Genomic DNA, 24,978 nt, shown 5'->3' with positions numbered 1-24,978 from the left:
AAGGTTTTTCAATTTAATCTATTAGAAAAAAACGTTGACTTTGTTCATCTCTCTGATCCTCTGGCTTCGTCATTTTTCCCCTAACATAAAATGAATGTTTCACCTTGACCTTGAAGTATAGTTCAACCTTTATAATGTACATATAGTAAGACAAAATAATAAAAAAGGAGTAACGATGGAGTTGATGACTAGAGGAGAACTTGCCAAAAAAACAGGAGTAAGTCCTGCCGCAATTCGTTACTATGAAGAGCACAACATATTACCTGCTCCAAGACGACGTTCAAACGGTTACAGATTCTACACAGAAGACTATGTTGTGAAGATTCAATTGATCAAAGATGCGAAAACGCTGGGTTATTCATTAAAGGAAATAGCTGAAATTATGGACATGCTAAGTCAAGACATAGAACTTGATACACTAAGAAAAATTGTCCATCTTAAACATGAAGAAATTGAAAAGAAAATTAAAAGCCTTCGTCTCATTCAAGACCTTTTATCTAACTTATTAAAGACCCCTGAAAAAAAAGTACAAGTCTACCTGGAATCATTTCGTGTACCAAATGAGGATGATCAATCATCATTTGAGTGAAAGGAGAGAAAAAAATGAGTGTAGAAATTTATCATGGTGAGCGTTCTGAAGAAAGTATTCAATTTGAAACATTATTCGCTTCGCAAAGTAATAAAGAGAGTTTTTCTAGTATCGAACACACAAAAAAATTTCTTGAGCAAAAAGGAATTGAAAATACGCAGCCTTATGCCATTGGAGATGATGTGAAGTTAATGAGTGAGGTACAAGAGCAAACATTCGAAGGTATGCAAGTTTTCACATTAAATGAACAAGCATCACAAAATCAAAAAGTCATTCTCTATCTACATGGCGGTGCATGGACAAATCAGCCTTTGAATGTCCACTGGTGGTTCATGGATAAAATGGCGCAATCACTAGGTGCGAAAGTGGTCGCTCCTATTTATCCAAAAGTGCCTCATTATAGCTATCAGGATACGTATCCGAAAATTCTTAACCTATATAAAGACCTTCTGAAAACTGCCGGAAGTGCCAATCAATTGACGATCATGGGAGATTCAGCTGGTGGAAACATCTCACTTGGTCTGGCGCACCTTTTAAAGAAGGAGAATCTACCACAGCCGAAGGATATTATTTTATTATCTGCATGTGTCGACATGAGCTTAAGCAATCCTCTCATGTTTGAATATGCAAAAAAGGACCCGATTCTAGGTCATGAAGGAATGGAAGTCATTGCAAAGATTTGGATAGCTGATCAACATGTAACTGACCCATTGATTAGTCCCATTTACGGTGACTTCAAAGGACTTGCGAAGATTACTCATTTCATTGGAACACATGATATGTTATATCCAGATGCCATAAAGCTCGATGAAAACCTAACAGAACAAGGAATGGACATCAAAACCTTTGTTTATCCTGAAATGCTGCATGTGTTTGTTGTCATGCCAATCCCTGAGGCACAAGATGCTCAGGAGAAAATCATTCAGGTGATCAATCGTTAGGGATTCCGTTCACACCAAAAAGACTGCTTCCTTTTAAGCAGTCTTTTTAAATACAATCACAATGTCCATTCAATACAGATTCCACTTCCTTAAATTCCAATTTTTGTTTACAATGAGCGTATTCCCCATTAATATAATGATTGTTCGCTTTTTCATTGGGATGAAAAATGGCTGGTTAGTATAGGAGAGTGAATGATGAGTGTTTCTTTTCTTCAACCTATGGCTCTGATCTTATTTACATTACCTTTGTTATTTTTAATATGGGGGATTGTAGGCTATATCATTTTTAAGCGGGTCTACATCGTTCTAATAATCACCTTTGCAGCTTCAACCGTTTTTATCTTTGCCTATACGGGGTTTGATATGTCGAATATGTATTGGGTCATCACTATGACCTTTCTATGCATGTGTACCTCTGTCATCACAAAAATGATCTGCTATATGATTCATCGCTATAAAAAAAGATAAGAAGATGATATATGTAAACATAATTTTTTGTTTCCATGAAAACTTTAGATCTATCCAGAAGCCATTGCGATTGGCAGCGCTTTATCGAATGGATATAAGGATTTTGATACAATTGTTGCAGTGAGACACCCTTATTCAGATGAAGACGATAGAAGAATTAGGGGAGTAAGCCCTTACGGCATCTGCCGGGAGCTCATGGACCAGCATGTTTTGTCATCCTTAAGATGGATGGGGAGCTGGTCAAGGTGAAAATCGAAGAACTCATTCCGCTCAAATATACTCGAAGCTGATGTACCACATAAAGATAAAGTAGGAAAAGGGATGCAGCAAACGTTAAATGTAATCCTTGCTCCATCCAAGATGACTGAAAAATCGCTCCACAAAAGCAGCCCCATGTATTTTCTCCATATGTTTCGTGTTAAACATATACTGTTCCATTTAAAAGTACAATCATCAATCGTACTACCAGCAAAAAATCTCGCATTCGTGAGATCACACGTATCAAATACAAGATGATGCAGGTGACAGCTCCAAAATATAGGAGAACGAAGGTTTGAGTTAATGATTGTCGTTCTACTGATTGTTTCGTTTTCATACCTGGCAACATCAGAGAACATTTCGTTGTCTATTGATATACCAGACTCAAGTCTTCTCATCGCTATCACCCTATCATTTCTTCAGAATGTTTCACAATCAAGAATTCCATTCAGCAAGTTCATTTCTCTTAGCACTTGTCTTTGACTCAAGATTATATCACAAAACGATACTCACCCTGCAAAGAACAGATATCCATTTTCAAGATGAAAGGGGCATAAAAGAATGAAAAGGTATGACACATTTCCAAAACCAATCGGTAGCTATATAGCCGGCCGAATCCAGATGGATTTTGAGTATACGGCATCAGATCACTCGAAAAGAGAACTGACCGCATTTATGTACTATCCATCTGATAGCAGCGAAGGGAAGACTCCATCCACGTACATGTTTCCTGAAGTCTACGAAATGCTTCATGACCAGCCGCTTGTCACTGAGCATTTGAAGAAAATAAACTTCTTCTCTATCGATATGAAAACGCATTGTTATGACGATGTGGCTCTTTCTCGGAAGAAAGAGCGCTATCCAGTACTATTTTATGTTTGCGGCGGGGGCGGTTCACCAGAATGGGGGACAGTACTCTGCTCAGACCTAGCAAGCATGGGATTTGTTGTCGTCAGTATCGGCCATCAGAATAGCACCATGTACAAACGCAAAGATGGGCAGCTGTTGAATGTATCAAAGGATTTTTCGAATGTCATTATGGCGTTTTCTGAAGATCCAGAGATGATGACGCTAGCTGGTAAGATGAAGATGCGTTCTGACGATGAAACGGCTATTGAGATGTGCCGTAACGTCCTTTCCTTACCAATCATTAACGAGTTAACAAGATATAGTGAACAACAGGCTGAAGATGTAAAGTACGCAGCCGATTATCTTCACAAACTAGACTCTGGAGAATCGAAGTCCATCTTTCATAACAGACTGCTGCTCGGCATCGGCATGGGTATCGCCGGACATTCTTATGGCGGACCTACAGCGGCTTTTGTTTGCCGGGATGACGACCGGTTTGCCTGCGGGGTTGGCTTAGATAGTGGTGCATTCGGCCTTCTCGACAGTGACCTCAACAAACCTTTTTTGCTGCTGTTTTCTGAACCGAATTATGATATGAATGCAATCATTGGAGCTAACAACAGCATGGAAACCTATTATTTCTCTGTTGATGGTGCTGCACATTTAGATTACTGTGACATCGTGTTTAGCGGTGTAGATGAAGAGCTCAGAGGCACGAGGGAGGCATTAGAGATGCGAAATCTTGTGACGGACTATACGAAGACTTTTTTTGATCATTATATCCTGCAAAAGGCTGTACGTGTGGAAAACCTGTCATATGAAGGTGTAGACTTAATCAAAAAAACCAGTAACAAGTGAGATAGGGTAAGCTGCTGACATTTTTTAAGAGTATTCTTCAAGTTGACTCTCTTAGCTTGTAAATGAAGAGAAAATGCAAGGTGGATCAATCATCTTGAATAAGTAATAACGATGCTGGCAGCTGCATTTACTCTGATCGTATTGGTCAAAGATCCCTTTAAAAAAGCAATCCCTGCACTTGTTTTATTCGCTCTCAGTATTGGGGTCAGCTTATATCACATTCTTTAAATTTATATCAAGGTAAGCCACAATAACCTAAACACATCCCCATTGTTCTAATGGTGGATTGTGTGTTTAGGTTTTTTAGCGATTGAATCGTTTTCGAAGAATTAGGCATGAGACAGCAAATACTGCGAAAGCGCCGCTGATCCAGCAGCAAATAACAGCTCAGCTTGTTCTGGTTTGGCTTTGAATAACAAAGGGACAGAAAGAATAAGCGCGGCACCACTAAAGCCCAATCCTAATATCAACATTGCCAATAATTTATTCATAGAAACACCTCTTACACTCAGAGTTTGAACAATGGAAACCTTTAAGATTCCTAGATGGAGTGTATCACATGATGGCGGGCGATTGGTTTCTTTTCATTAAAACACAATCGTGAAACAAACAATTTCAAACGAACACTGTTCTTTACGAACGATGTTCGTTATAATACAAATGAGATGTAGTTTTAAACAATTTCCATAAAGGAAGAGGAGATGCATACGATGACGGCATTATCTAAGGATCAAAAGCAAATCGCTATCATTGGAGGAGGACCTGGGGGACTAACACTCGCCTTAATTCTGCAAAATTACGGTATACAAACAACCATCTATGAACGGGAGATTCATGACAAGAGTCTTGAACGAGGAGGCTCACTGGATATTCACGAAGAAACAGGTCAAAAAGCCTTAAAAGAAGCAGGAGTTTATGAGAAATTTCAAAGAAATGCCCGTTATGAAGGAGAAGATTTCCGATTACTTGATAAATCAGGAAAAATTTATTTAGATGAAGAAACGGAATCAGATCAAAAAGGCACTCGTCCAGAAATTGATCGTGGTGTGTTGTGCGAACTGCTGCTGGATCAAATTGATGCTGAAAACATCAAATATGGATACAAATTAGAAAGATGTGTTTCATTAGAAAGCGGCATGACGGAGCTTCATTTTGAAAACGGGGTTGTCGAGACAGTTGACCTTTTGATTGGGGCTGATGGTGCTTTCTCTCGTGTGCGTCCTCTGTTAACAGATATTGAGATTGAATACTCTGGGCTCACGATGCTGGAACTGAATGTCTTAAGCGTAGAGGAGAACCACCCTGATTTAGCTGAATTTAATAAACGTGGTAAGATGTTTGCTTTAGCAGACCACAAAGGGCTGATTGGTCAATTAAACGGAGATGGACGAATCAAAGTGTATGCAAGCCTTATGGTCGAACGCAACTGGATCGAGACTTGTGGTATACCGTTTCATCAAGCGAAAGAAGCAAAAGAACAATTATTAGAGTTATTTAGTGATTGGGATGATCAGCTGAAAAATTATATTCGTTATGCAGAAGATGCCATCATTCCAAGACGGATTTATACGCTTCCTACCGGTTTTAAATGGAATCGTCATAAAGGAGTAACGCTTATCGGTGATGCAGCTCACGTCATGTCGCCATTCGCAGGCGAGGGTGTCAACATGGCGATGTTTGATGCAAGGGAGCTAGCACTTGCTATTGTCCGACATCCTCATCATATTGAAAAGGCTATTGAAGAATACGAAGACATGATGTACGAATATTCATCGGAAAAGGCTCGTGAATCGGAGAATAGTTTAAAGCTGTGTTTTTCAAAAGACGCTGCGGTCAAGCTTGCAGATATGATGAATTCTTTTCAAGAAAACGGTGATTGATGCTCAATTTACTATTTTACTTTGACATGTTATAAAGAGAGTATGAACAATTCAAATCGTCGTATTATAAGTCGCCGGTCTCGGCCGGCTAAAGAACCCTTAAGCCGTGAGCTGATTGTGCAAACGGCCTATGAGCTTCTTAAGGAGCAAGGGATAGAGGGCATGAGTATGCGTAAGGTGGCTAAAGCATTGGATACGGGACCTGCATCCTTGTATGTCTACGTGAACAATGTTCAAGAACTCAGTGCTTACGTATTGGATTATGGTCTCGGCCAAATGGTTTATCCAAATGCAGAGGATGGCACATGGAAAGAACAGTTATTTGACATATTGCATACTTATTTCCTACTGCTATTCGAAAAACCTGGTCTCGCTGAAATTTCTCTTTCCACCATTCCACAAGGAACGAACTTTCTTCAGTTGACCGAACATATTCTCGCTGCATTGCATGAAGGCGGGATCAAATCTACATCCGCAGCATGGGGAGTAGACCTATTGCTGTTATACGTATCTTCCGTAGCATACGAAAAGGTATCTTGGAAGAAACAAGGCTCTTCGCAGATTTCAGACATTAAAAAAACATTTGATGATGCAGACAAAACGCGTTTTCCTTTCATTCATCGTGTAAAAGAAGAAATGTTTGCAGGTGATACCGTTTCAATGGAACGGTTCCGATGGGGAATTGACGTCATTTTGTATGGAATCCAGAAAGAAATCAATTAGAAAGGAGCACAAGCAAAAAGCAGTCAATGAATGGCTGCTTTTTTTATATGTTTTTTTCACATTTTGATCTTGTGAGCATCATGATACATATATAAATAAATCTATATATTGTTTTTATATATAAAAAATTATATAATCTAGTGGAATAAAAAAATGAGGTGCTTAGGCATGGAACATATTAAAAAGTTATTAGAAACTTATATTCCTTTAGCAAAATCTACTGCAAAAATGTTTGGACCAAATTGTGAAGTGGTGATTCATGATTTAACGAACCCTCAAGCATCTGTCATGTTTACAGTAAATAACCATGTGACAGGAAGAGAAATCGGTCAATCATTTGATCATTTAGTAAAGACAGTATTACAATCAGAAGATTTTAAAGAAGATTATCTTGCTGGTTATACATTTGTAACAGAAGATAAACGTACGATTCGTTCTTCGACTTCATTAATACGTGATTCAAAGCAAAAAGTGATCGGTGCTTTCTGTATCAACTTTGATGTTGAAGCACTGAATCAAATGCAGCAATTTATGGATACTTTTCTTACTACACAAGTGGAAGCTCATGAGAAAGAAACAACATCAAATGATGATCTTGAAAATGTGGAAGAAATAGTAGATCAGTTGATTCAACAGATCATTCAAAACAGTGTTCATCCAGTCATGAAACGTCATGAAAAAATTGAACTAATTAAATTCATGGATGAAAAGGGCATTTTTTTAATGAAAGGATCTGTTGAGAAGGTCGCTTCTATGTTAGGCATTTCCAAAGTAACCGTCTATAGCTATTTGGATGAAATCAAAAATAAATCAAGGTAAGGAGTGTCAAAATGGAAAGCATACTCGAGGTAGGAAATCTAAAAGCAAACGGACACTATGCATTCGCAACCATTCATCAAAACACGGTCTATGTTTCAGGGCAATTTGCCATCAATCCCGAAACGAGAGAAAAAGAATTCGGCCCCATTGAAAAAGAGACATTACAAGCGCTAAAAAATGTAGAGATGATTGTAGAAGCTGCTGGTAGTAAAAAAGAGAATATTTTGCGCATGACATTATACATTTCAAATATTCATTTATGGGACAAAGTCGATGCTGTTTATACTGAATTTTTCGGTGAACATAAACCAGCACGTACTATTGTACCAACGAATGAATTACATTTTGGTTTCAAAATTGAAATGGATGCCATTGCATATATTTAAGATATTTTTTTGCCTACTCTATATAAAAAATTATATTTCGTATAAAAAAATATTCGAAGGGGTGGATGATTGATGAATCAATTGATTTGTAACCATTGCGGGAACAAATATGAGTTGACACCAACTCTATGGAAATGTGATTGTGGTGGAGTATTAAATTTGGTGAAAGATACCCCGAAAATAGATATCGCAGCTTGGGATCACTATCCAAATTCATTATGGCGTTATGTTGAAACCATGCCATTTTCAAAAGGTTCTAAGACGTGGGAAACTGTAACAATGGGGGAGGGTCAATCCCCTTTAATCGTTCTAGATCCTAATGAGCCAAACACTTATGTCAAAGTTGATTACATGATGCCAACATTATCCTTTAAAGACCGAGGAGCCGCTGTTCTAATGACAAAGGCTAAAGAATTAGGGGTATCAAAGGTGATTGCTGATAGTAGCGGGAATGCAGGAACGGCGATTGCAGCTTATGCAGCACGCTGCGAGATTGCCTGTGACATCTATCTAAGCGATGACACTTCACCTAAAAAGGTTGCTCAAATAAAAGCACATGGTGCAACGATTAAAGAAATTCACGGGACGCGAGAGGACATTGCAGCTGCGGCACAAAAGGCTGTAGACAATGAAAACGTGTTTTATGCAAGCCATGTCTATAATCCTTACTTTTTTGAAGGGACTAAAACATACGCCTATGAAATCTATGAGCAGCTAAAAGGAGCACCTGATGCTTTAATCATTCCGGTTGGAAACGGTACTCTCCTCCTAGGTGCGTATTATGGCTTTAAAGAGTTATTTGAAAATGGTTTCATTCATAAAATACCGAAAATCGTTGCCATACAAGCGAAAAACTGTGCACCCCTTGTGAAAGCATATCAAAATGAAGAGGAATCAGCATCACCTGTGACGAATAAAGGGACCTTAGCAGAAGGGATTGCCATTGCTGCTCCAGCACGCTCCAAACAAATTTTAGAAGCTGTACTAGATACCAATGGTACGTTTATTGATATTGAAGAAGATGAGATCTTACATGCACGCTCTACACTGAGTGAGAAAGGATTTTATGTCGAAGTGACATCTGCAGTCAATTTGGCTGGCTACATGAAATATCAAAAGGAACCAGAAGAAACCATTGTCATACCTCTTTGTGGTGCAGGGATTAAATCAAAATAACTCTACACCGACTTCCATGCTTTCAGATGCAAGCTAGCAGCATGTATCGATATGAATTTAGATGATATGGAGGGTTTTGGCGGGGACATACCATTTGAAAACTTTACAGATGACATCATTCCTTTGCTGGATCTTTCGGATTCTGATAGTTACTTAATGCCAGATGTTTGTAGGACCGTTGCAGTTAGATTACGTCAACTGACCCGCAATTGGCCAGATGATGATATAGATAAAAAGAACGCTCTTTATTTGGCAGAAGGAATGGAACTAGCGCATCAACAAAATGAGCCAATAGGATTGATATAAAATTAAATTTATCCAATTCTACAACAGATGAACATTATATAGAACCTGAAGCTGGAAATGCTAATGCTATTCAACGCTTTTTTATTAACAGCGGGATTAAAAATGAATTCACTAATATGTTGATGTAAAGGCTATGGAAAAAATACTACCTAATTAAGCAGGTCCCAAAACGAGACTTGCTTTTTTTAATCATTAATACAACAAGACATTTTCACAACAGATAGAGCCTACTCATAACCGGTGGCTAATAAAAAAGTAAGTGCGCTTCCATAACTTTTGGAACCAATGATATGAAAGTTTGTATCTGGTTGTCTCAGTTCTTTTTCACCATGTGGTCGTACAGTACCACAGCGGTGCATGTTAGGATTAATTATTCCAGAACGCACTCTATTGAAGAGAATTCCCTTACTAAATGGCTTAATCTAATATCTAATTGACCTCTTGCAGGCAATCGATCATTGGTTTCTCCTCCAAATACCTCACTAATAATCTGCTTTCTTAAAATCCGTATAATTTCTGTAATTTTCATGAGAATAAATTTTTGTTTAAATTCATATAATCGATTGATTATATAATCTTTTGGTTATATACTATTGGAAGAGTTGATAACAGGAACCGTCACCTATCTTTAAGAGGGGGGAATCATTGTGACTACAGATGTTTCAATTGGTGTGACACATATGTCGAATTGTTTAAAAACACTCAGTGATCAAACAAGACTGATCATGATGAAATTGTTTTTGGAGAAAGAATATTGTGTTTGTGAACTGGTAGATATGTTCGAAATGAGTCAGCCAGCTATTAGTCAGCATTTACGAAAATTAAAAAAAGCTGGATTTGTTCAGGAGAACAGAAAAGGGCAGTGGCGTTATTATTCAATCAATACACTGTCTCCAGAATTTGAGACGATTCGTATCATCTTAAATCAAATTGATAAAGAAGATGACCTTTTAAAAAACATACAACATAACGTAACAAACATTTCTTGTTCGTAAGGAGGGATGAGTTTGAGTTTTGCCGTTTTATCATTACTCATATTTTTGTTCACTTTGGTATTGGTTATCTGGCAGCCAAAAAATTTATCAATAGGGTGGTCCGCATGTGGAGGGGCCATTTTAGCTTTAATCGTAGGTGTTGTGAATGTTGACGATGTGATCACCGTGACAGGCATCGTTTGGAATGCGACTTTAGCTTTTGTCGCCATTATCGTCATTTCACTCATACTTGATCGAATCGGCTTTTTTGAATGGGCAGCATTGCATATGGCAAAGGCTGCAAAAGGCAGTGGGCTACGTATGTTTGTGTATGTGACCATCCTTGGTGCAATCGTCGCTGCTTTATTTGCAAACGATGGGGCAGCACTTATTTTGACACCCATTGTTTTAGCCATGGTGAGAGCATTACACTTCAATGAAAAAATTGTATTCCCTTTTATTATCGCGAGTGGGTTTATTGCAGATACAACGTCGCTTCCTCTTGTCGTAAGTAATTTGGTGAACATTGTAACAGCCGACTATTTCAACATTACGTTTATTGAATATGCATCCAGAATGGTTGTTCCAAACCTTTTTTCATTGCTAGCGAGTATCACTGTGCTGTACCTTTTCTTTAGAAGGAGTATACCTAAACGCTATGATATGACTGAGTTAAAGCAACCTAGTGAAGCAATAAAAGATCCAAAGATGTTTAGATTATCTTGGTATATATTAGCTTTTTTATTGATTGGTTATTTTGCAAGCGAATTTTTATCTATACCTGTATCGGTCATAGCTGGAGTGATTGCCATTTTATTCTTGGTCATTGCACAAAAAAGCCCTGCTGTTCAAACAAAAAGCGTTCTACAAGAAGCTCCCTGGGCGATCGTTTTCTTTTCCATAGGTATGTATGTTGTTGTCTATGGCATGCGAAATGCAGGGCTTACTGATGCTCTTTCAAGCGTGATTCAAGCTGTAGCAGATCAAGGTTTATTGGCAGGGACTCTTGGTATGGGATTTATCGCAGCAATTCTTTCATCTGTCATGAATAATATGCCGACGGTCATGATCGATGCATTAGCCATATCCGGCACCGATACACAAGGAATGATGAGAGAAGCGTTAATATACGCAAATGTCATTGGTTCTGATTTAGGACCAAAAATTACGCCCATTGGCTCCTTAGCAACACTGCTGTGGCTCCACGTCCTTTCTCAAAAAGGGGTGAAGATTTCCTGGGGCACATATTTCAAAATAGGGGTCATTTTAACTGTACCAACACTATTCATCACACTTTTAGCGTTGTATTTCTGGTTAATGATTATACATTAAAGGAGACGATCAAATGTCAAAGAAAACAATATACTTTTTATGTACCGGTAATTCTTGCCGCAGTCAAATGGCTGAAGGTTGGGCTAAAAAACATCTTGGAGATGAGTGGAAGGTCTATAGCGCTGGTATTGAAGCTCATGGATTAAATCCGAATGCTGTAAAAGCAATGAAAGAGTTAGGGATTGATATATCTAATCAAACGTCTGATCTGATTGATCAGAAGATATTGCATCACGCTGACTTAGTCGTAACACTATGCGGTGACGCAGCTGATAAATGCCCGATGACTCCTACTCATGTCAAACGTGTCCATTGGGGGTTTGATGATCCAGCAAAAGCAGAAGGAACAGAAGAAGAGAAGTGGGCATTTTTCCAAAGAGTAAGAGATGAAATTGGAGATCGCTTGAAGCAGTTTGCTGAGACTGGAAAATAACATCTTTCATATGTGAAGGGAGAAATAATATGAAAGAACCATCGTTCAGCACACATAAAGAGAGAACCTCAATCCGAACTGTATTCGACATATTCATGGTTTCAACAAAACTTGGGCTCACCTCATTTGGTGGCCCAATTGCTCACTTAGGATATTTCCACGAAGAGTATGTACGAAGAAGAAAATGGTTGGATGTTATCCAAAAGTAAGAGGAGCTATGATGGGCGTAAATGCAGCAGTAGTGGGCCTCTTGATTTCTGCATTTTATCAGCCTATTTGGACAAGCGCTATTTTAAAGCCGATTGACTTTGCCTTGGTGTCTATTTTATTCAGCATGTTGGCTTTTTGGAAGTTACCGCCTTGGTTTATTGTAGTAGTTGGTACAGTTGGTAGTTCATTGCTAGCTTTTCTCTAAGTAAGACGTTGATAATGAATTAAATATTTCGGACAAAAAAATGGATTCACCATGTTATAGGTGAATCCATGAATGTTTATTTTAACCGACAAACACTTCTCCCTCTGGATAACGTATTGGGCTTTTCGTTCGTTTCATAAAGATAAATACGATCGTTAGAGAACCTACTCTACCAATAAACATCAGAATCGAAAGAATAACCTTACCTAAAAACGTTAAATCCGGTGTTAATCCCATTGAAAGGCCTACCGTACCAAATGCTGAAAAAGTTTCAAAGACAATATCAATAAAAGGAGCTTTTTCAGTCATCGTCAATAAAAAAATAGTGATAAACACAAAACATAAACTGATAAAACTAATAGATAATGCTTTAATAACTACATCATGTTTTATTGTACGTCTATAGATAACGGGTTCTTTATTCCCTTTCAGAAAATGCAGGACAGAGATCAAAATGATCATCATCGTTGTTAACTTAATCCCGCTTCCTGTGGACGCACTTCCAGCACCAATAAACATAAGAAGCATCATCAGAGTTAAAGAACTTTCATGCATATGTGCGATATCAATTGAATTAAAACCCGCGGTTCTTGGTGTCACAGCTTGAAAATAAGAGGCCCAGAATTTATCAAGAAGGTTCATTGGACCTAAAGTATGGGGATTACCAAATTCCATTAAAAATATAAGTAACAGCGCAACAACATTTGTTATGAGGGTTCCTATGATCATAAGCTTTGAATGGATTGACAATAATTTAAATCGCCGTTTATTCCAAATGTCAAAAATCACTGTAAATCCAAGGCCACCGATCATAAACAGGAAGGTGATGGTCAGGTTAATCAGTGGATCATTTACATAGTCCATCAAACTATTTGAAAAAAGAGAAAAACCTGCGTTATTAAAAGCTGAAATGGCATGAAATAAGCTGATGTATACCCCTTTAAAAAAACCATATTCCGGTATCCACCGAAATGATAATATACACGTAGCCATTAACTCGAATGTCATCGAAAAGATAAACAAAACCTTGATAAGGCGTACAATTCCGCCTATATTTGTCAAATTAAAAGCCTCTTGAACCAATAACCGCTCTCGTAAACCTACCTTTTTACCAAATAACAGGATAACCATGACGGCTAAAGTTAAAAAACCAAGCCCACCAATTTGTATCATCAGCATAATGACAATTTGCCCGAATAAAGTAAAGGTTGTTCCTGTATCAACCACAGCTAAACCTGTAACAGTTGTTGCTGATACAGCTGTAAAAAAAGCATCAATGATTGAGATGGGTTCAACAGTAGAGAATGGTAGAGTTAAAAAAAATGCCCCTATGACAATGACCGTCAAAAATCCAAACAACAAAATTTGAGGAGGCGTTAATTTTACTGGTTTTTTTAAAAAATGATCATATTTAAACATTTTCTAGCCTACTTTCAATCACTTGAAATTTTAATGTTATTATATAACGAATAGGGATAAGAATGTTTATCGATGATCAATTTGTTTAAATAGAAAAGAATTGATCAAGATTTGATATACACAAAAAGGAGTCATTAAAATGCCAAAAAAAGAATTTGCTGTTATCGGGTTAGGTCGCTTCGGCGGGAGTATATGTAAAGCATTAAGCGAAGAGGGACTTGAAGTGCTAGCGATGGACCTAAATGAAGATCGTGTAAACGAGTATGCACAAATCGCTTCTCATGCGGTCATTGGCGATTCTACAGATGAAGCAGTATTGAAAAACTTAGGAATGCGAAACTTTGATCATGTAATTGTTGCTATAGGTGAAAACATTCAGGCTAGTATTTTAACAACGATTATATTAAAAGAACTTGGAGTGAAGCTGGTAACGGCAAAAGCACATAATGATTACCATGAAAAGTTACTAAATAAAATTGGTGCCGATCGAGTTGTCCATCCAGAAAGAGATATGGGGAAAAGAATCGCGCATAAAATCATTACAAATAATGTCATCGAATACTTGGAGTTATCTGATGAATATGGATTAATTGAGGTTGAAGCAAACGGACATTTAGAAAATCAGTCACTATATGATCTTGACATTCGAGCGAGATATCAAATCAATATTGTCGCTATCAAACGAGGGAAAGAAGTGATTATTTCCCCACTTGCTCATGAACAAATTCACAAAAACGATATACTAATTGTCATTGGAGCAATGAAAGATATAGCACGTTTTGAAAGAAATGAATTGCAAAACCAATAACTTTAATTATAAAGAGGAGAGAGGGGTCGAGACAAAGAACCCTCGTCTTTCATAATATGAGTAAGATCACCCTTCATCCTCTAAATATCTGTATAGAGTTGTTTTACTTATACCCGTCTCGAGTGTAATTTGAGCGATGTTATATTTTTTACTTTGATACATATCTAATGCTCGCCTGACATTAGCATCAGGCTTTCTAGGGCGACCTGTATTTTTTCCTTTTCGTTTAGCTTCATAAATACCTGCCTTAGTACTCTCGCTTAAAACATCATATTGAAAATCTCCAACACTCTTCATAAGCTTAAAAAACACTTTACCTTCATTTGTTGATGTATCTACTTGATCAATGATAGATATTAATTGGACATGCTTCTGCTGTAGTAATTGAACTAATTCAATTAGGTGTCGTGTAGAATCAGCAATACTATAAAATTTATAAACAAATATTTGATCTCCCGTATTTATAGAATGTAATAAATGATTTAATTCAGGTCTATCTTTAGGAGATATTGTTTGTTCATAATAAATCCTATCACACCCTTTATTTTCAAGAGCTTTTGTTTGTAAAGTCATATCTATATCCTGGCTAAATGGACGTGCATAACCGAAAATCACTTTATCATCTCCAAAGAATTTGCTTATTGTTATTATAACAAAAAATCAATACGATTCTTTCTCAATGATATACAGTACCAAAAAAGCTCGTTTTTGGTACAAAAAATGATGGACATTTAAATCTTGGTCTGTTAAATTTGAAGATGTTATCAACGGACCTGACTTCTATGAGAGTTAGAAGTCAATAAAAAAAGAAGGAGTGTTCTTTATTTTGTTCATACAAAAACTTCATAATGAATGGTTTCCCAATGTAAAAGGAGATATTTTAGCAGGGATCGTTGTTGCCCTTGCTCTAATACCAGAGGCTATTGCTTTTTCAGTAATAGCAGGTGTAGATCCAATGGTTGGACTTTATGCATCTTTTTGTATCGCCGTTGTCATTTCTTTTGTAGGCGGTCGTCCTGCAATGATTTCTGCTGCTACGGGTGCTATGGCCTTGTTAATGGTAACCTTAGTGAAAGAGCACGGTATTGAGTATTTATTTGCTACGACAATTTTAACCGGGATCATCCAATTCATATTTGGTGCACTTAAAATTGCTCGCTTTATGAAATTTATACCTAGATCGGTTATGGTAGGTTTCGTAAATGCACTTGCCATTCTAATCTTTATGGCACAGGTGCCCCATTTTGTTGGAATATCGAACCTCACTTATATCGTGGTTGCGGTTACGTTACTCATTATTTATTTACTTCCACGGTTCACTAAAGTGGTACCTGCTCCACTTGTCGCCATTGTTGCAATGACTGTTTTAGCTATTTTTGGTCATCTCGAATTACGAACTGTAGGCGATTTAGGTAAAATCACAAGTTCTTTACCGAGCTTTATGATTCCTAATATTCCTTTAAACATTGACACATTGATGATCATCTTTCCAACAGCATTAGCACTTTCTATTGTTGGGCTTCTAGAGTCTTTATTAACCGCATCTATCGTAGATGATATGACAGATACAGAAAGTGATAAAAATAAGGAAAGTCGTGGTCAAGGTATTGCTAATATTGTTGCCGGATTCTTCGGAGGAATGGCAGGATGCGCCATGATTGGTCAATCAGTGATTAATGTGAAATCAGGAGGTAGGGGACGCTTATCCACATTTGTTGCAGGTGTTTTCTTAATGTTTCTCATTATCGTCCTTGGTGATTGGGTCGTGAAAATTCCTATGGCTGCTCTAGTTGGTGTGATGATTATGGTTTCTATTGGTACATTTGATTGGTCATCATTACGAACAATTACTAAAGTTCCTTTATCTGACTCTATTGTAATGGTTGTAACTGTAGTTACAGTTGTAGCAACTCACGATTTGTCTAAAGGTGTTTTTGCGGGAATCATTTTAAGTGCTATCTTTTTTGTAGCCAAAATATCAAAGGTTCATGTGAAAATCTCTTCAAACTCTTCAAATCGAGAAACAGTATACGATATTAAAGGTCAACTATTCTTTGCATCAGTTCAGGATTTTGTTAAATCATTTTCTTTCAGTGATCAAAAAAAAGAAAAAGTCACATTAAACTTTGCTGAAGCCCATATTTGGGATGATTCAGCTGTAGCAGCGATCGATAAAGTTGTATTAAAATTGAAAGAAAACAATAAAGACGTTCTTCTAACAGGATTAAACGACGCCAGCAAAAAATTAATAAAGAAATTAGCTACCTATGATCAACCAAATGCAAAAGCATCAAGTCATTAATGAGGGGGATGGAAATGTATAAAAAAATACTTTTGGCTGTGGATGGTTCAGTCCATTCTGAAAGATCAACTGACCATGCGATCCAATTAGGAAAATTAACGACTGATACAGAAGTAGAGATCATTTATATTTTGGATTATGCTAAATCTAAAAGTGAAGTGTTGCATAGTGGAAGCGCAGAGGCACTAGAGCAAGCTAGAAGACAGAAGCTGAAAAAAATAGAGGAAAAATTTAAAACTGAAGAATTCCTTTATAAACTAACGATGAAACATGGTGATCCCGGTCCAACAATCGTTTCTTATGCCAATGACAATCATTTTGATCTAGTTATTATAGGGAGCAGAGGATTAAACTCCTTTCAAGAAATGGTTCTAGGAAGCGTCAGTCATAAAGTAGCCAAAAGAGTGGACTGTCCAGTTTTAATTGTGAAATAAGGCAGAGATAGAAAGTAGAGTTGCATGTTCTAAAATACTTGAAATAAACTTAAAATAATAAAATATTAAAGCATTAAAAATATATATAGGCGATGGAGTTCGCCGTAATTGCCATCGTGCTAATGACTCCTACCCACTTTATAAATGGGTAGGAGTCTATTTTTTTACTTAAGTAATTAAAGGAGATGATATGAATTGATTTATTTCTTAGTGGGGACAGGCTTTATGTATTACTTAGTTTATTTGGGGGACTTTTGATGCTGGATGGTTGGTAAGGGGCTACATTCAGACTTATATGCCTTTTTGGGGATTGGATTCATGGGGGCGTTTACAACCTTCTCTACATTTAAATTATGTTGGTGGAATTATTTTAGCTTTTATTGGTGTATTGATAGGAAGTCATTAGCATTCGCAGGCTGGCGAAAGAGGTAGATGATACACTTAGTGCATGTTCGTACTCCGATACCATAGACTTTTATACTTCGTATGGGATGAACCCTTTTTTGGTTGTTGCACCAGCCTGCCTACAATATCTGTTGCGTTGATCTAAGCGCAGCTTTTTTGAAACTTTTAGCTGGGTCATATTTTCTATTGTCTTTTCTCGGCTTTATTATACGAAAAAGTCACAAACTAATGATTTATCTCCTGATTAAAATTTTTGTAGTTACTATTTAATGATACATGCAATTCATGGTTCGCATTAACTGATGCAAAAAAAATATCAACCATTTTCAGGTCTTTTTTCTGTAACTCCTGAACAAGCCACTGTTCGGTTAAATGTAACTGAGTGAGAACCTGATTTTCTATGTTACCTTCAATAATAACAGGATAAGCAATGTTTCCAGATACTTTTTTAATTCCTACATCCTCTGCCGTAACAGTAGATTTATGAGGTTTTTTAAAAGCAGTTAGTTTCCCATTTGGTTCGATTAAGGCTAATTCTACATCATTTACATCAAAAATATCTTTTTCTCTTAACATTTGTAAGACATTATCTAAGGAATATCGGATTTTTTGTAAATTTCCTACAATAAAATCACCGTTTCGGATGACAATAGTTGGTTCAAATGTAATCAGTCGTCCAAAAAAAACGATTTTTTAATTTAAATTTCGACACAATGATTTGTAATAATCCAATAGCTATTATTGATAAAAATGTATATATATGAGGAATATCCGGATCAGCGATATCTGCCCCTGCCACGGCACCTAGTACAATAATGATCAAGAAATCAAATACAGGCACTTCTCCTATTGCCCGTTTTCCCATGAACAATGTCATAATTAAAAGACAAGGGATGATAGTGATGATCCTTCCATATACCTTTAAAATTTCTATAAACGTTTCCATTATTTATTATCTCCATGGTATCCAAGCGCAAGTTCTCTATCTGCACCCTCTTGTTTCATAGCAATAATACTTCCATATTCAACATTCTTCATTCTATGAGTAACAACATTATCCTGAACGTTGAAGTCATTACCGATTTGATTTTTAAAACCCTCATCATCTCTAATGGACGCAAAAGGTCCTGCAAAGGATTCCTTAAAATCAAAGATCGGTTCAATATGAAGATTTACATCGTCTTTTGTTTTTAATATTTCCATTGCTCTTGCTATAGAAGAGGTGATAATCGGAATTATCAATATGTTTTTCGCCTTCATTCACTCAACCACCTTACTTTATTTTTGGATGATAGGGGAAGAGTTCTTATTTTATGGTTAGATTGTTTTTTTTATCACGGTAAATTGATACAGTTTTTCAAGTAAATACACTTTGATATTAGAAGGTACACGGACGAAACCAGACCTGACTATTATGGAGAGGTCATATGTCAATTAGAATACTTATCCGACCCATGAGTAACTCCTGTATTCGAAGCAGAAGACTCCAAACAGATCTAAATCGAGCTGAAATCACTCCAGAATGGTGGGGGATATATCAAAGTCTCTATGCTACAGCAACAACAGATAAGGTGTTAAAATGTGTACAACGAAGTAAACATAGATCCATTATATGCGTTGTCAACACTAGTTAAATAAGTACTTTATAAACTGTACTGCCGTTCCATCCTCATGTTCACTTAGTTGGAGAGATACCAAAATAGTCAACTAAAATATGTATTCTTAAAAGGCCTCTGAGTCCATTTTTAAGGACATTTGGTTTTTTTTAGGCGAAAAATAAATATAAGTTGACAGAGAAATCTATACTAGTTAGACTGAACTTACAAACGTTCGTAAGGAGATTGTGATGAAAGCTCAAGAAATAAAGCAAAGTGCATTAGCACAGTTTGTCATGAAGGGTTTTGAAGCAACAACATTAGATGATATTGTTAAAGATATAGGATTGAAAAAGCAATCTGTTTATTCATATTTTAAAACGAAAGAAGAAATTTTCCTTAAAGTCATGGAAGATACAATTAATAATGAGATATATTTCATTAGAAATTTCTTCGAAGAAAATTCAGATCAATCATCAAAATTTATCCTGAACAAGCTGTTAATGAAGTATAAAGATAGGTATATGATACAAGAAGATTTAGAATTAAAATTTGTTTTAAGAATGGCATTTATGCCCCCTTTCCAATTAAGGAATACTGTGATGAGTCAATTTCATTTATATAACCACGAATTAGAACGGATATTAATTCAAATATTTGAAAAAGAAGAAAGTATCAGCGTTTCTCCTAAGGAGGGAATGATTTCATTCTCAAACCTTTTGGATGGGATTCTCGTTGAGTTAATCTATTCAGATTCGAATGCAGAAAAATTTGAAGAAAAATTGGCGGTATCATGGGAGATTTATTGGAAAGGCATAACGAGTTCAATTTAATAATATACACCCGTTTAATATGACGGGTTATATTTTTCTTCTAAAACTTACGAACGTTCGTACGGAAATTATTAAGAATTTTATAGGGAAAATCACTAGGAGGATTATCAATGGGGAAATTAGAAGGTAAAGTTGCTATTATTACTGGTGCGGCAAGAGGTCAAGGAGAGGCGCATGCACGTTTGTTTGTTGAAGAAGGAGCTAAAGTCATTTTCTCAGATATTCTTGAAGAAGAAGGAGAAGAACTGGCGAAAGAATTAGGAGATAATGCACGATTCATTAAACACGATATCTCAAATGCAGGTGATTGGAAGCGTGTAATTGATTTCGCAGAAGCTGAATTCGGACCTGTAAATATTCTTATAAACAATGCTGGTGTCGATTTATTCCGTAAAATTGAAGAAATTACAGAAGAAGAGTATAACAGAGTAATTAAAATCAATCAGGTTGGACCTTTTCTTGGCATGAAAGCTGTATTGCATTCGATGAAGAAAGCTGGAAAGGGTTCTATTGTAAATATTTCTTCTATAAATGGTATTCGTGGTGAATATGGTTTTGTGGCCTATGATTCATCAAAATTTGCTCTTACTGGAATGACAAAAACAGCTGCACAGGAATTTGCAGAGTATAATATTCGTGTGAATTCTGTACATCCAGGGCCAATTAGAACGCCAATGATTGATTCACAAGACGAGATTGCTGGTTTTATAGATGATTTAACAGTGCCATTAAATAGAGTTGGTGAGCCGGAAGAAGTATCTAAACTAGTCTTGTTTGTTGCTTCAGATGATGCAAGTTATTCAACAGGTTCAGAATTTGTTATTGATGGTGGAATTACTGCTTCCAATTAAATTTTTCTAAATCGAAACTTTATTTTTTCTTCAGAAAGGAAGTTAAACATGAATTATGTGACTTTAAATAACGGATTGAAAATGCCTCAATTAGGCTATGGTGTATTTCAAGTTGGTAACGAGGAAACAGCTCATGCCGTGTCTCAAGCTATTAAGCTTGGATATACAAGTATTGATACAGCAGCGATCTATAAAAATGAAAAGGGGGTAAAAGATGCTATAAGAAACATGAATAGAGACGAATTGTTTATCACAACAAAAGTGTGGAACTCAGATCATGGGTTTGAAAAGACGCTTGCTGCATTTGAAAGCAGTTTAGAACGATTGGGACTGGAATATATTGATTTATATTTAATACACTGGCCAACTCCTGAATTTGGTGAGTATGTTGAAACATATAAAGCTTTAGAAAAGCTCTATAAAGATGGGCGCGTTAAAGCAATTGGAGTATGTAATTTTGAAATTGAACATTTAAAACATCTTTTAGCAGAAACAGAAATTAAACCTGTACTTAATCAAATTGAGTGTCATCCTTACTTGGTCCAAAAAGAACTAAAGGATTTTTGCCAAGATCATGATATATTTATTGAAGCGTGGAGTCCTCTTGAAAGAGGGGGTAATGTATTAAATGATAAAACAATTGTTTCCATTTCAGAAAAATATGGTAAAACTCCTGCACAAGTTATTTTACGGTGGCATTTGCAAAATAATACGATTGTAATCCCAAAAACAGTCACACCTTCACGTATGGAAGAAAATATGCAAATATTTGATTTTGAACTTCTTGAAAATGATATGGAAGCAATTAATAATTTAGATTGCGGGCGTAGAACTGGTCCTCATCCCAATGAAATGAATGTACGTTAATAAGGGTTATTCGAGTTTATTTTAATAAATTTCAATAGATTTTCTTCTCCTCATGTTAAAAGTTTGCAGGAGAGGGCCTAGACATAATACTACTATAAATTGTCGAAGGCCCTCTTTTTTGTATTAATTAATAGACAAAACATAACCAACATATGAGATTTGATAACATATGAGATTTGATGAGGATTTTTTTCTCGTTGCTTTTTCAAAGTTTGATAGAGAGAATCGTGCCCAATTAAAGCTAAATGAATATGCAAGCTGCATGCTTAATGTATGGAATGAAGTCAATACACTACATGCAAGCAAAGAAGTATTTATTCCCTTATTACCTTATTAGGTTCTGGGATAACAAAACATGTGGATTCTAATGTTGGAGTCAATGAAATACTTCATATTATGTTGTGGACATTTCAAATCAGTAAAGTTAAGTTTAGTGAACCAGCGAAAGTTTAGGGGCTAATGCAACAAAGGATAATGTACGGGACGGAAGTGAGAACACAACAAGAACAGCAAAGCTTTGGGGGTTCAGCCTGTAAATCTTTATTTCTTAGTTTACATAATATATATTCTAGGAAGTTATACAGCGAATACAATTCTTTTGTCTCAAATCTAAGTATACTTATCTTTTTGAGACAAAAAAAGAAAAAATCAATATCAATCCATACGTGGTAATTTTGCATACGTCTAATAACACCTCATCAAAATTCGAAAAAAATGCTCGCCAACCTCGATATTGTATTCGTAATCGCACTGAAGCTTTCCTTCGAAAACGACATCATTTCCTCAAGCGTCTAATAATTCCTTTAAAATGGATGTTCATTTTTCTGGCTGATTGGTTTGCTGGTATGCAAAGGCAATTGTCTTGGTCTTTCTCGATCTGCGATCAAGGTTTGGCCGCTAGATACATAATGTTCTCCTTGGATCATTTTTTCCTTTTCACTTTTCATATTTTAGTCCTCTCTCCTTCTATTTATCCTGATACATCCCCTTTATGTTTATTTTACCTTCTCCTCAGAAGAATTGGGAAAGTATGATTTCTTTTGCCTAAAACTGCCCCTGTCCCTGCCTCAGGTTATTTACGAATAGGCCCGTCTCATTTATAATCGAGTAGATTTGTTCAGTAACAGATACATCTTTAAATGTGAGGGATTATATGGAATTAAAATGGTATAGAGCAATCATCATCATTTTCACGATGTCTGGTATTTCCATCTCTACATGGTTTTCACGGACACCAGAAGTGAGAGATTTATTACAAGCCAATACAGGAACAATGGGACTCATTTTACTCGGCTTATCCGTTGGTTCAATTGTTGGGCTTGTTCTTTCAAATGTATTTGTTCGAAAAAAAGGCGGACGAGTGGCGATTGTGATTAGTGCTTTTTTGATGTTTCTTGGATTCACCACTCTTGCTATTGGTTCAACCCTCTCTTCTATCTTTGTCGTCACGGCCGGGCTATTTCTTTTTGGAGCAGGTTCAGGTATGTGCAATGTGGCGATGAACCTAGAAGGGACAGAAATTGAATACAGAATCAAGAAAACCATTTTGCCTATATTGCACGCTTCCTTTAGCATTGGTACTTTAATTGGAGCAGGAGCTGGCATTCTTTTTATCCATCTAGGGGTCTCTGTGTTGAATCACTTACTTGTCATTGCCCTTCTTTTCTTTCTCAGCATCTTCATTTGTACCCGGTTTATTCCGCACGGGACTGGAATGGATCAGCATGAGAAGCAGTCGCAGTCAGATACAATAGATGATACTCAAACGCCGTGGCTGAATAAACGAACGGTCTCTCTTGCCATGATCGCCTTATGTCTTGCGTTTGTCGAAGGGTCTGCTAATGATTGGATTCCACTTGCAATGGTAGATGGCTACCAGGTTTCACATTCCATGAGTACAGTCATCTATGCATTATTTTTATGCGGGATGATTAGTGGCAGATTAATCAGCGGACGTTTGATCGACCGTTTCGGCAGGGTGTTATTGCTAAGAGTTGCGATTGTATCAGCTGCTGCTGGACTATTTTTGGTCATTTTAAAGATTTCACTTGTGGTATGTATGATATCGATCTTTTTATGGGGACTTGGGGCTTCTTTAGGCTTCCCGTTAACTATTTCTGCAGCTGGTGATGATAGCCGGTACGCCGTGAAACGCGTCAGCATTGTGACCTTATCAGGTTACACCGCCTCTCTTTCTGGTCCGCCTATATTAGGGCTGCTTGCCAATCAAGTAGGACTGCTTCATGCCTTTATTTTTGTTTTATTCGCCATATGTATTGCGGGAATCTTTACAAAAGCTGTCGCAAAACCGCATACATCACAAGTTCACTAAAAGTGTCTGATCCTCGATCATGGCACTTTTTTTAAATTAAAAAAATAAAATTGAAACCTTTCATGAAGTGAAACAGTCCTATAAATGTCCTGATGTTTATCACTTTTTTAAAGAGGGAAAGTAAAAAAATAAGACTTTTCAAATAACAGAAAACGTGGTAAGATCATGAAAATAAACAGGAAGGGGTGAGATAAATGAAAAAAAATATGCTGCTAAAATTAGCTGTCTTATTCATAGCACTCGCAAGTTTTCATTTGTTCTCAATGCCTCATTCCGTTCAGGTATACCATCATGCAAAGGTGGTTGCCGATCAAGAATCACATGAGATGAAAATCGCTCAGACAATGGGCGATGAAAAGAAACAAAAACATGTGAGCGCAGTATTTGCCGCATTTACAGTACTGCTGATGATTGGCAGTATGACAGCTGGATTTGCACGCATCACTCATACTGATCAATATGACCGGAAAAAGAAGCATTTACTTGCAGTGTTCTATCAATCTTCTTATTTCCGACTATCTCGTGTTTAACCCAACCATCTAAATCAAAACAAAAATTGGGAGGTTTTACACGATGTTATTTTTCTTAAGAGTATTCATTCTAGGTCTGTTCTCTGTCACTTCACTTTCTCTTTTCGTCTACCAAGGAATTGAAGTAGTGCACGCCATTACAAGCATGTTTGGCAACCACGAGAGCTAAGACCTGTATATAAAAGAAACCCCCTG

At 36.8% G+C, this 24,978-nt stretch carries 27 protein-coding genes, 7 pseudogenes and 1 riboswitch; of the genes and pseudogenes, 27 read left to right on the top strand and 7 right to left on the bottom strand.

Translation table 11 applies throughout. The annotated features are described in order from the left end of the window. The first annotated feature begins 175 nt into the window (after nucleotides 1-175). The 6 genes and pseudogenes from ACQYAC_RS02990 to ACQYAC_RS02965 all read left to right on the top strand — a co-directional run. Nucleotides 176-589, top strand: coding sequence for a MerR family transcriptional regulator (locus tag ACQYAC_RS02990; RefSeq protein WP_429942683.1), 414 nt, complete (start codon nucleotides 176-178; stop codon nucleotides 587-589). 14 nt (nucleotides 590-603) lie between these two features. Continuing rightward, nucleotides 604-1,530 carry an alpha/beta hydrolase fold domain-containing protein gene (locus tag ACQYAC_RS02985; RefSeq protein ID WP_429942682.1) on the top strand — a complete coding sequence of 309 codons (927 nt, stop codon included), beginning with the start codon at nucleotides 604-606 and terminating at the stop codon, nucleotides 1,528-1,530. A gap of 192 nt (nucleotides 1,531-1,722) precedes the next feature. Beyond that, on the top strand, nucleotides 1,723-1,998 hold the full coding sequence (locus tag ACQYAC_RS02980; protein ID WP_429942681.1) for a DUF2651 family protein: 276 nt from the start codon (nucleotides 1,723-1,725) through the stop codon (nucleotides 1,996-1,998). 57 nt (nucleotides 1,999-2,055) lie between these two features. Next, a pseudogene (locus ACQYAC_RS02975) lies at nucleotides 2,056-2,288 on the top strand (cytidine deaminase); the annotation flags it as partial. Nucleotides 2,289-2,817: 529 nt separating this feature from the next. After that, on the top strand, nucleotides 2,818-3,963 hold the full coding sequence (locus tag ACQYAC_RS02970) for a choline esterase (RefSeq protein WP_429942680.1): 1,146 nt from the start codon (nucleotides 2,818-2,820) through the stop codon (nucleotides 3,961-3,963). A 108-nt stretch (nucleotides 3,964-4,071) separates the two neighbouring features. Continuing rightward, nucleotides 4,072-4,191: pseudogene (locus ACQYAC_RS02965) on the top strand (DoxX family protein); the annotation flags it as partial. 101 nt (nucleotides 4,192-4,292) lie between these two features. On the opposite strand, the gene ACQYAC_RS02960 reads toward ACQYAC_RS02965, so the two are convergent. After that, entirely contained in the window at nucleotides 4,293-4,454 is a 162-nt protein-coding gene (locus ACQYAC_RS02960) for a hypothetical protein (RefSeq protein WP_429942679.1), read from the bottom strand. Nucleotides 4,455-4,673: 219 nt separating this feature from the next. Here ACQYAC_RS02960 and ACQYAC_RS02955 point away from each other — a divergent pair, with 219 nt between their 5' ends. From ACQYAC_RS02955 to ACQYAC_RS02930, 6 genes are all read left to right on the top strand, one after another. Then, nucleotides 4,674-5,843, top strand: coding sequence for an FAD-dependent oxidoreductase (locus ACQYAC_RS02955; protein WP_429942678.1), 1,170 nt, complete (start codon nucleotides 4,674-4,676; stop codon nucleotides 5,841-5,843). A gap of 42 nt (nucleotides 5,844-5,885) precedes the next feature. Continuing rightward, nucleotides 5,886-6,566, top strand: a complete 681-nt coding sequence (locus ACQYAC_RS02950; protein WP_429942677.1) for a TetR/AcrR family transcriptional regulator — start codon at nucleotides 5,886-5,888, stop codon at nucleotides 6,564-6,566. A gap of 168 nt (nucleotides 6,567-6,734) precedes the next feature. After that, the gene (locus tag ACQYAC_RS02945; protein WP_429942676.1) at nucleotides 6,735-7,385 is read left to right on the top strand and encodes a helix-turn-helix transcriptional regulator; all 651 of its coding nucleotides are present in this window, start codon (nucleotides 6,735-6,737) and stop codon (nucleotides 7,383-7,385) included. Between the two features lie 11 nt (nucleotides 7,386-7,396). Continuing rightward, nucleotides 7,397-7,771: a RidA family protein gene (locus tag ACQYAC_RS02940; protein WP_429942675.1), complete on the top strand. Its 375-nt coding sequence runs from the start codon at nucleotides 7,397-7,399 to the stop codon at nucleotides 7,769-7,771. A gap of 72 nt (nucleotides 7,772-7,843) precedes the next feature. Then, nucleotides 7,844-8,947 carry a threonine synthase gene (locus ACQYAC_RS02935; protein WP_429942674.1) on the top strand — a complete coding sequence of 368 codons (1,104 nt, stop codon included), beginning with the start codon at nucleotides 7,844-7,846 and terminating at the stop codon, nucleotides 8,945-8,947. Between the two features lie 51 nt (nucleotides 8,948-8,998). Continuing rightward, entirely contained in the window at nucleotides 8,999-9,253 is a 255-nt protein-coding gene (locus ACQYAC_RS02930; RefSeq protein WP_429942673.1) for a hypothetical protein, read from the top strand. Between the two features lie 230 nt (nucleotides 9,254-9,483). Here the strand turns inward: ACQYAC_RS02930 and ACQYAC_RS02925 are convergent. After that, nucleotides 9,484-9,627, bottom strand: a pseudogene (locus ACQYAC_RS02925) (flavoprotein); the annotation flags it as partial. Between the two features lie 273 nt (nucleotides 9,628-9,900). On the opposite strand from ACQYAC_RS02925, the gene ACQYAC_RS02920 reads away from it, so the two are divergent. The 5 genes and pseudogenes from ACQYAC_RS02920 to ACQYAC_RS02900 form a co-directional block, all read left to right on the top strand. Next, nucleotides 9,901-10,248 carry an ArsR/SmtB family transcription factor gene (locus ACQYAC_RS02920; protein WP_371869436.1) on the top strand — a complete coding sequence of 116 codons (348 nt, stop codon included), beginning with the start codon at nucleotides 9,901-9,903 and terminating at the stop codon, nucleotides 10,246-10,248. Nucleotides 10,249-10,260: 12 nt separating this feature from the next. Next, nucleotides 10,261-11,559, top strand: a complete 1,299-nt coding sequence (locus ACQYAC_RS02915) for an arsenic transporter (protein WP_429942672.1) — start codon at nucleotides 10,261-10,263, stop codon at nucleotides 11,557-11,559. Between the two features lie 13 nt (nucleotides 11,560-11,572). Further along, entirely contained in the window at nucleotides 11,573-11,992 is a 420-nt protein-coding gene (arsC, locus tag ACQYAC_RS02910) for an arsenate reductase (thioredoxin) (protein ID WP_429942671.1), read from the top strand. Between the two features lie 95 nt (nucleotides 11,993-12,087). After that, nucleotides 12,088-12,186, top strand: a pseudogene (locus ACQYAC_RS02905) (chromate transporter); the annotation flags it as partial. Between the two features lie 5 nt (nucleotides 12,187-12,191). Beyond that, nucleotides 12,192-12,407, top strand: a pseudogene (locus ACQYAC_RS02900) (chromate transporter); the annotation flags it as partial. 81 nt (nucleotides 12,408-12,488) lie between these two features. Here ACQYAC_RS02900 and ACQYAC_RS02895 read toward each other — a convergent pair. Next, complete coding sequence (locus ACQYAC_RS02895) at nucleotides 12,489-13,826, bottom strand: TrkH family potassium uptake protein (RefSeq protein WP_429942670.1); 1,338 nt, start codon at nucleotides 13,824-13,826, stop codon at nucleotides 12,489-12,491. Nucleotides 13,827-13,965: 139 nt separating this feature from the next. Here ACQYAC_RS02895 and ACQYAC_RS02890 point away from each other — a divergent pair, with 139 nt between their 5' ends. After that, nucleotides 13,966-14,634 carry a potassium channel family protein gene (locus ACQYAC_RS02890; RefSeq protein WP_429942669.1) on the top strand — a complete coding sequence of 223 codons (669 nt, stop codon included), beginning with the start codon at nucleotides 13,966-13,968 and terminating at the stop codon, nucleotides 14,632-14,634. Between the two features lie 66 nt (nucleotides 14,635-14,700). Here ACQYAC_RS02890 and ACQYAC_RS02885 read toward each other — a convergent pair whose 3' ends face one another. Further along, complete coding sequence (locus tag ACQYAC_RS02885; protein WP_148960829.1) at nucleotides 14,701-15,249, bottom strand: recombinase family protein; 549 nt, start codon at nucleotides 15,247-15,249, stop codon at nucleotides 14,701-14,703. A gap of 211 nt (nucleotides 15,250-15,460) precedes the next feature. On the opposite strand from ACQYAC_RS02885, the gene ACQYAC_RS02880 reads away from it, so the two are divergent. Continuing rightward, nucleotides 15,461-16,936, top strand: coding sequence for a SulP family inorganic anion transporter (locus ACQYAC_RS02880; protein WP_429942668.1), 1,476 nt, complete (start codon nucleotides 15,461-15,463; stop codon nucleotides 16,934-16,936). A gap of 14 nt (nucleotides 16,937-16,950) precedes the next feature. After that, nucleotides 16,951-17,370: a universal stress protein gene (locus ACQYAC_RS02875; RefSeq protein ID WP_429942667.1), complete on the top strand. Its 420-nt coding sequence runs from the start codon at nucleotides 16,951-16,953 to the stop codon at nucleotides 17,368-17,370. Between the two features lie 79 nt (nucleotides 17,371-17,449). Further along, nucleotides 17,450-17,509, top strand: a riboswitch (Fluoride riboswitch). A 491-nt stretch (nucleotides 17,510-18,000) separates the two neighbouring features. Here the strand turns inward: ACQYAC_RS02875 and ACQYAC_RS02870 are convergent. Next, a pseudogene (locus ACQYAC_RS02870) lies at nucleotides 18,001-18,721 on the bottom strand (DUF421 domain-containing protein). Further along, nucleotides 18,721-19,035 (bottom strand): hypothetical protein, encoded by a 315-nt coding sequence (locus ACQYAC_RS02865; protein ID WP_429942666.1) that lies wholly within the window; start codon nucleotides 19,033-19,035, stop codon nucleotides 18,721-18,723. Before ACQYAC_RS02865 ends, ACQYAC_RS02870 begins: the two are co-directional and overlap by 1 nt. Before the next feature lie 586 nt (nucleotides 19,036-19,621). On the opposite strand from ACQYAC_RS02865, the gene ACQYAC_RS02860 reads away from it, so the two are divergent. The 4 genes and pseudogenes from ACQYAC_RS02860 to thsA form a co-directional block, all read left to right on the top strand. Beyond that, nucleotides 19,622-20,203, top strand: coding sequence for a TetR/AcrR family transcriptional regulator (locus tag ACQYAC_RS02860; RefSeq protein ID WP_429942665.1), 582 nt, complete (start codon nucleotides 19,622-19,624; stop codon nucleotides 20,201-20,203). A 110-nt stretch (nucleotides 20,204-20,313) separates the two neighbouring features. Next, nucleotides 20,314-21,054, top strand: a complete 741-nt coding sequence (locus ACQYAC_RS02855; protein WP_429942664.1) for an SDR family NAD(P)-dependent oxidoreductase — start codon at nucleotides 20,314-20,316, stop codon at nucleotides 21,052-21,054. Nucleotides 21,055-21,102: 48 nt separating this feature from the next. Continuing rightward, nucleotides 21,103-21,921, top strand: a complete 819-nt coding sequence (locus tag ACQYAC_RS02850; RefSeq protein ID WP_429942663.1) for an aldo/keto reductase — start codon at nucleotides 21,103-21,105, stop codon at nucleotides 21,919-21,921. Between the two features lie 178 nt (nucleotides 21,922-22,099). Then, nucleotides 22,100-22,371, top strand: a pseudogene (gene thsA, locus ACQYAC_RS02845) (Thoeris anti-phage system NAD(+) hydrolase ThsA); the annotation flags it as partial. Nucleotides 22,372-22,724: 353 nt separating this feature from the next. Here thsA and ACQYAC_RS02840 read toward each other — a convergent pair. Then, nucleotides 22,725-22,868 (bottom strand): hypothetical protein, encoded by a 144-nt coding sequence (locus ACQYAC_RS02840; RefSeq protein WP_429942662.1) that lies wholly within the window; start codon nucleotides 22,866-22,868, stop codon nucleotides 22,725-22,727. 206 nt (nucleotides 22,869-23,074) lie between these two features. On the opposite strand from ACQYAC_RS02840, the gene ACQYAC_RS02835 reads away from it, so the two are divergent. The 3 genes from ACQYAC_RS02835 (at nucleotide 23,075) to ACQYAC_RS02825 (ending at nucleotide 24,952) form a co-directional block, all read left to right on the top strand. Next, nucleotides 23,075-24,253, top strand: coding sequence for an MFS transporter (locus ACQYAC_RS02835; protein WP_429942661.1), 1,179 nt, complete (start codon nucleotides 23,075-23,077; stop codon nucleotides 24,251-24,253). A gap of 194 nt (nucleotides 24,254-24,447) precedes the next feature. Then, nucleotides 24,448-24,783, top strand: a complete 336-nt coding sequence (locus tag ACQYAC_RS02830; RefSeq protein WP_003210975.1) for a hypothetical protein — start codon at nucleotides 24,448-24,450, stop codon at nucleotides 24,781-24,783. A 43-nt stretch (nucleotides 24,784-24,826) separates the two neighbouring features. Next, nucleotides 24,827-24,952 carry a hypothetical protein gene (locus ACQYAC_RS02825; protein ID WP_008343787.1) on the top strand — a complete coding sequence of 42 codons (126 nt, stop codon included), beginning with the start codon at nucleotides 24,827-24,829 and terminating at the stop codon, nucleotides 24,950-24,952. The last annotated feature ends 26 nt before the right edge of the window (nucleotides 24,953-24,978 follow it).

It is taken from the genome of Bacillus sp. MM09(2025), from assembly GCF_050496725.1.
In the GTDB taxonomy this organism is placed as follows: Bacteria; Bacillota; Bacilli; order Bacillales; family Bacillaceae; genus Bacillus; species Bacillus pumilus.
Note: the sequence above shows the minus strand (reverse complement) of the source record. Positions and strands in the feature narration are given on the sequence as shown.

Excerpts from the sequence above, each read along its gene's own strand:
- ACQYAC_RS02940 (WP_429942675.1), top strand. The coding sequence starts at position 7,397 with ATGGAAAGCATACTCGAGGTAGGAAATCTAAAAGCAAACGGACACTAT.
- ACQYAC_RS02865 (WP_429942666.1), bottom strand. The coding sequence starts at position 19,035 with ATGAAGGCGAAAAACATATTGATAATTCCGATTATCACCTCTTCTATA.
- ACQYAC_RS02945 (WP_429942676.1), top strand. The coding sequence starts at position 6,735 with ATGGAACATATTAAAAAGTTATTAGAAACTTATATTCCTTTAGCAAAA.
- ACQYAC_RS02985 (WP_429942682.1), top strand. The coding sequence starts at position 604 with ATGAGTGTAGAAATTTATCATGGTGAGCGTTCTGAAGAAAGTATTCAA.
- ACQYAC_RS02950 (WP_429942677.1), top strand. The coding sequence starts at position 5,886 with ATGAACAATTCAAATCGTCGTATTATAAGTCGCCGGTCTCGGCCGGCT.
- ACQYAC_RS02860 (WP_429942665.1), top strand. The coding sequence starts at position 19,622 with ATGAAAGCTCAAGAAATAAAGCAAAGTGCATTAGCACAGTTTGTCATG.
- ACQYAC_RS02930 (WP_429942673.1), top strand. The coding sequence starts at position 8,999 with ATGAATTTAGATGATATGGAGGGTTTTGGCGGGGACATACCATTTGAA.
- ACQYAC_RS02840 (WP_429942662.1), bottom strand. The coding sequence starts at position 22,868 with ATGAAAAGTGAAAAGGAAAAAATGATCCAAGGAGAACATTATGTATCT.
- ACQYAC_RS02990 (WP_429942683.1), top strand. The coding sequence starts at position 176 with ATGGAGTTGATGACTAGAGGAGAACTTGCCAAAAAAACAGGAGTAAGT.
- ACQYAC_RS02935 (WP_429942674.1), top strand. The coding sequence starts at position 7,844 with ATGAATCAATTGATTTGTAACCATTGCGGGAACAAATATGAGTTGACA.
- ACQYAC_RS02970 (WP_429942680.1), top strand. The coding sequence starts at position 2,818 with ATGAAAAGGTATGACACATTTCCAAAACCAATCGGTAGCTATATAGCC.
- ACQYAC_RS02980 (WP_429942681.1), top strand. The coding sequence starts at position 1,723 with ATGATGAGTGTTTCTTTTCTTCAACCTATGGCTCTGATCTTATTTACA.
- ACQYAC_RS02955 (WP_429942678.1), top strand. The coding sequence starts at position 4,674 with ATGACGGCATTATCTAAGGATCAAAAGCAAATCGCTATCATTGGAGGA.
- ACQYAC_RS02830 (WP_003210975.1), top strand. The coding sequence starts at position 24,448 with ATGAAAAAAAATATGCTGCTAAAATTAGCTGTCTTATTCATAGCACTC.
- ACQYAC_RS02890 (WP_429942669.1), top strand. The coding sequence starts at position 13,966 with ATGCCAAAAAAAGAATTTGCTGTTATCGGGTTAGGTCGCTTCGGCGGG.
- ACQYAC_RS02835 (WP_429942661.1), top strand. The coding sequence starts at position 23,075 with ATGGAATTAAAATGGTATAGAGCAATCATCATCATTTTCACGATGTCT.
- ACQYAC_RS02960 (WP_429942679.1), bottom strand. The coding sequence starts at position 4,454 with ATGAATAAATTATTGGCAATGTTGATATTAGGATTGGGCTTTAGTGGT.
- ACQYAC_RS02825 (WP_008343787.1), top strand. The coding sequence starts at position 24,827 with ATGTTATTTTTCTTAAGAGTATTCATTCTAGGTCTGTTCTCTGTCACT.
- ACQYAC_RS02875 (WP_429942667.1), top strand. The coding sequence starts at position 16,951 with ATGTATAAAAAAATACTTTTGGCTGTGGATGGTTCAGTCCATTCTGAA.
- ACQYAC_RS02895 (WP_429942670.1), bottom strand. The coding sequence starts at position 13,826 with ATGTTTAAATATGATCATTTTTTAAAAAAACCAGTAAAATTAACGCCT.
- arsC (WP_429942671.1), top strand. The coding sequence starts at position 11,573 with ATGTCAAAGAAAACAATATACTTTTTATGTACCGGTAATTCTTGCCGC.
- ACQYAC_RS02850 (WP_429942663.1), top strand. The coding sequence starts at position 21,103 with ATGAATTATGTGACTTTAAATAACGGATTGAAAATGCCTCAATTAGGC.
- ACQYAC_RS02855 (WP_429942664.1), top strand. The coding sequence starts at position 20,314 with ATGGGGAAATTAGAAGGTAAAGTTGCTATTATTACTGGTGCGGCAAGA.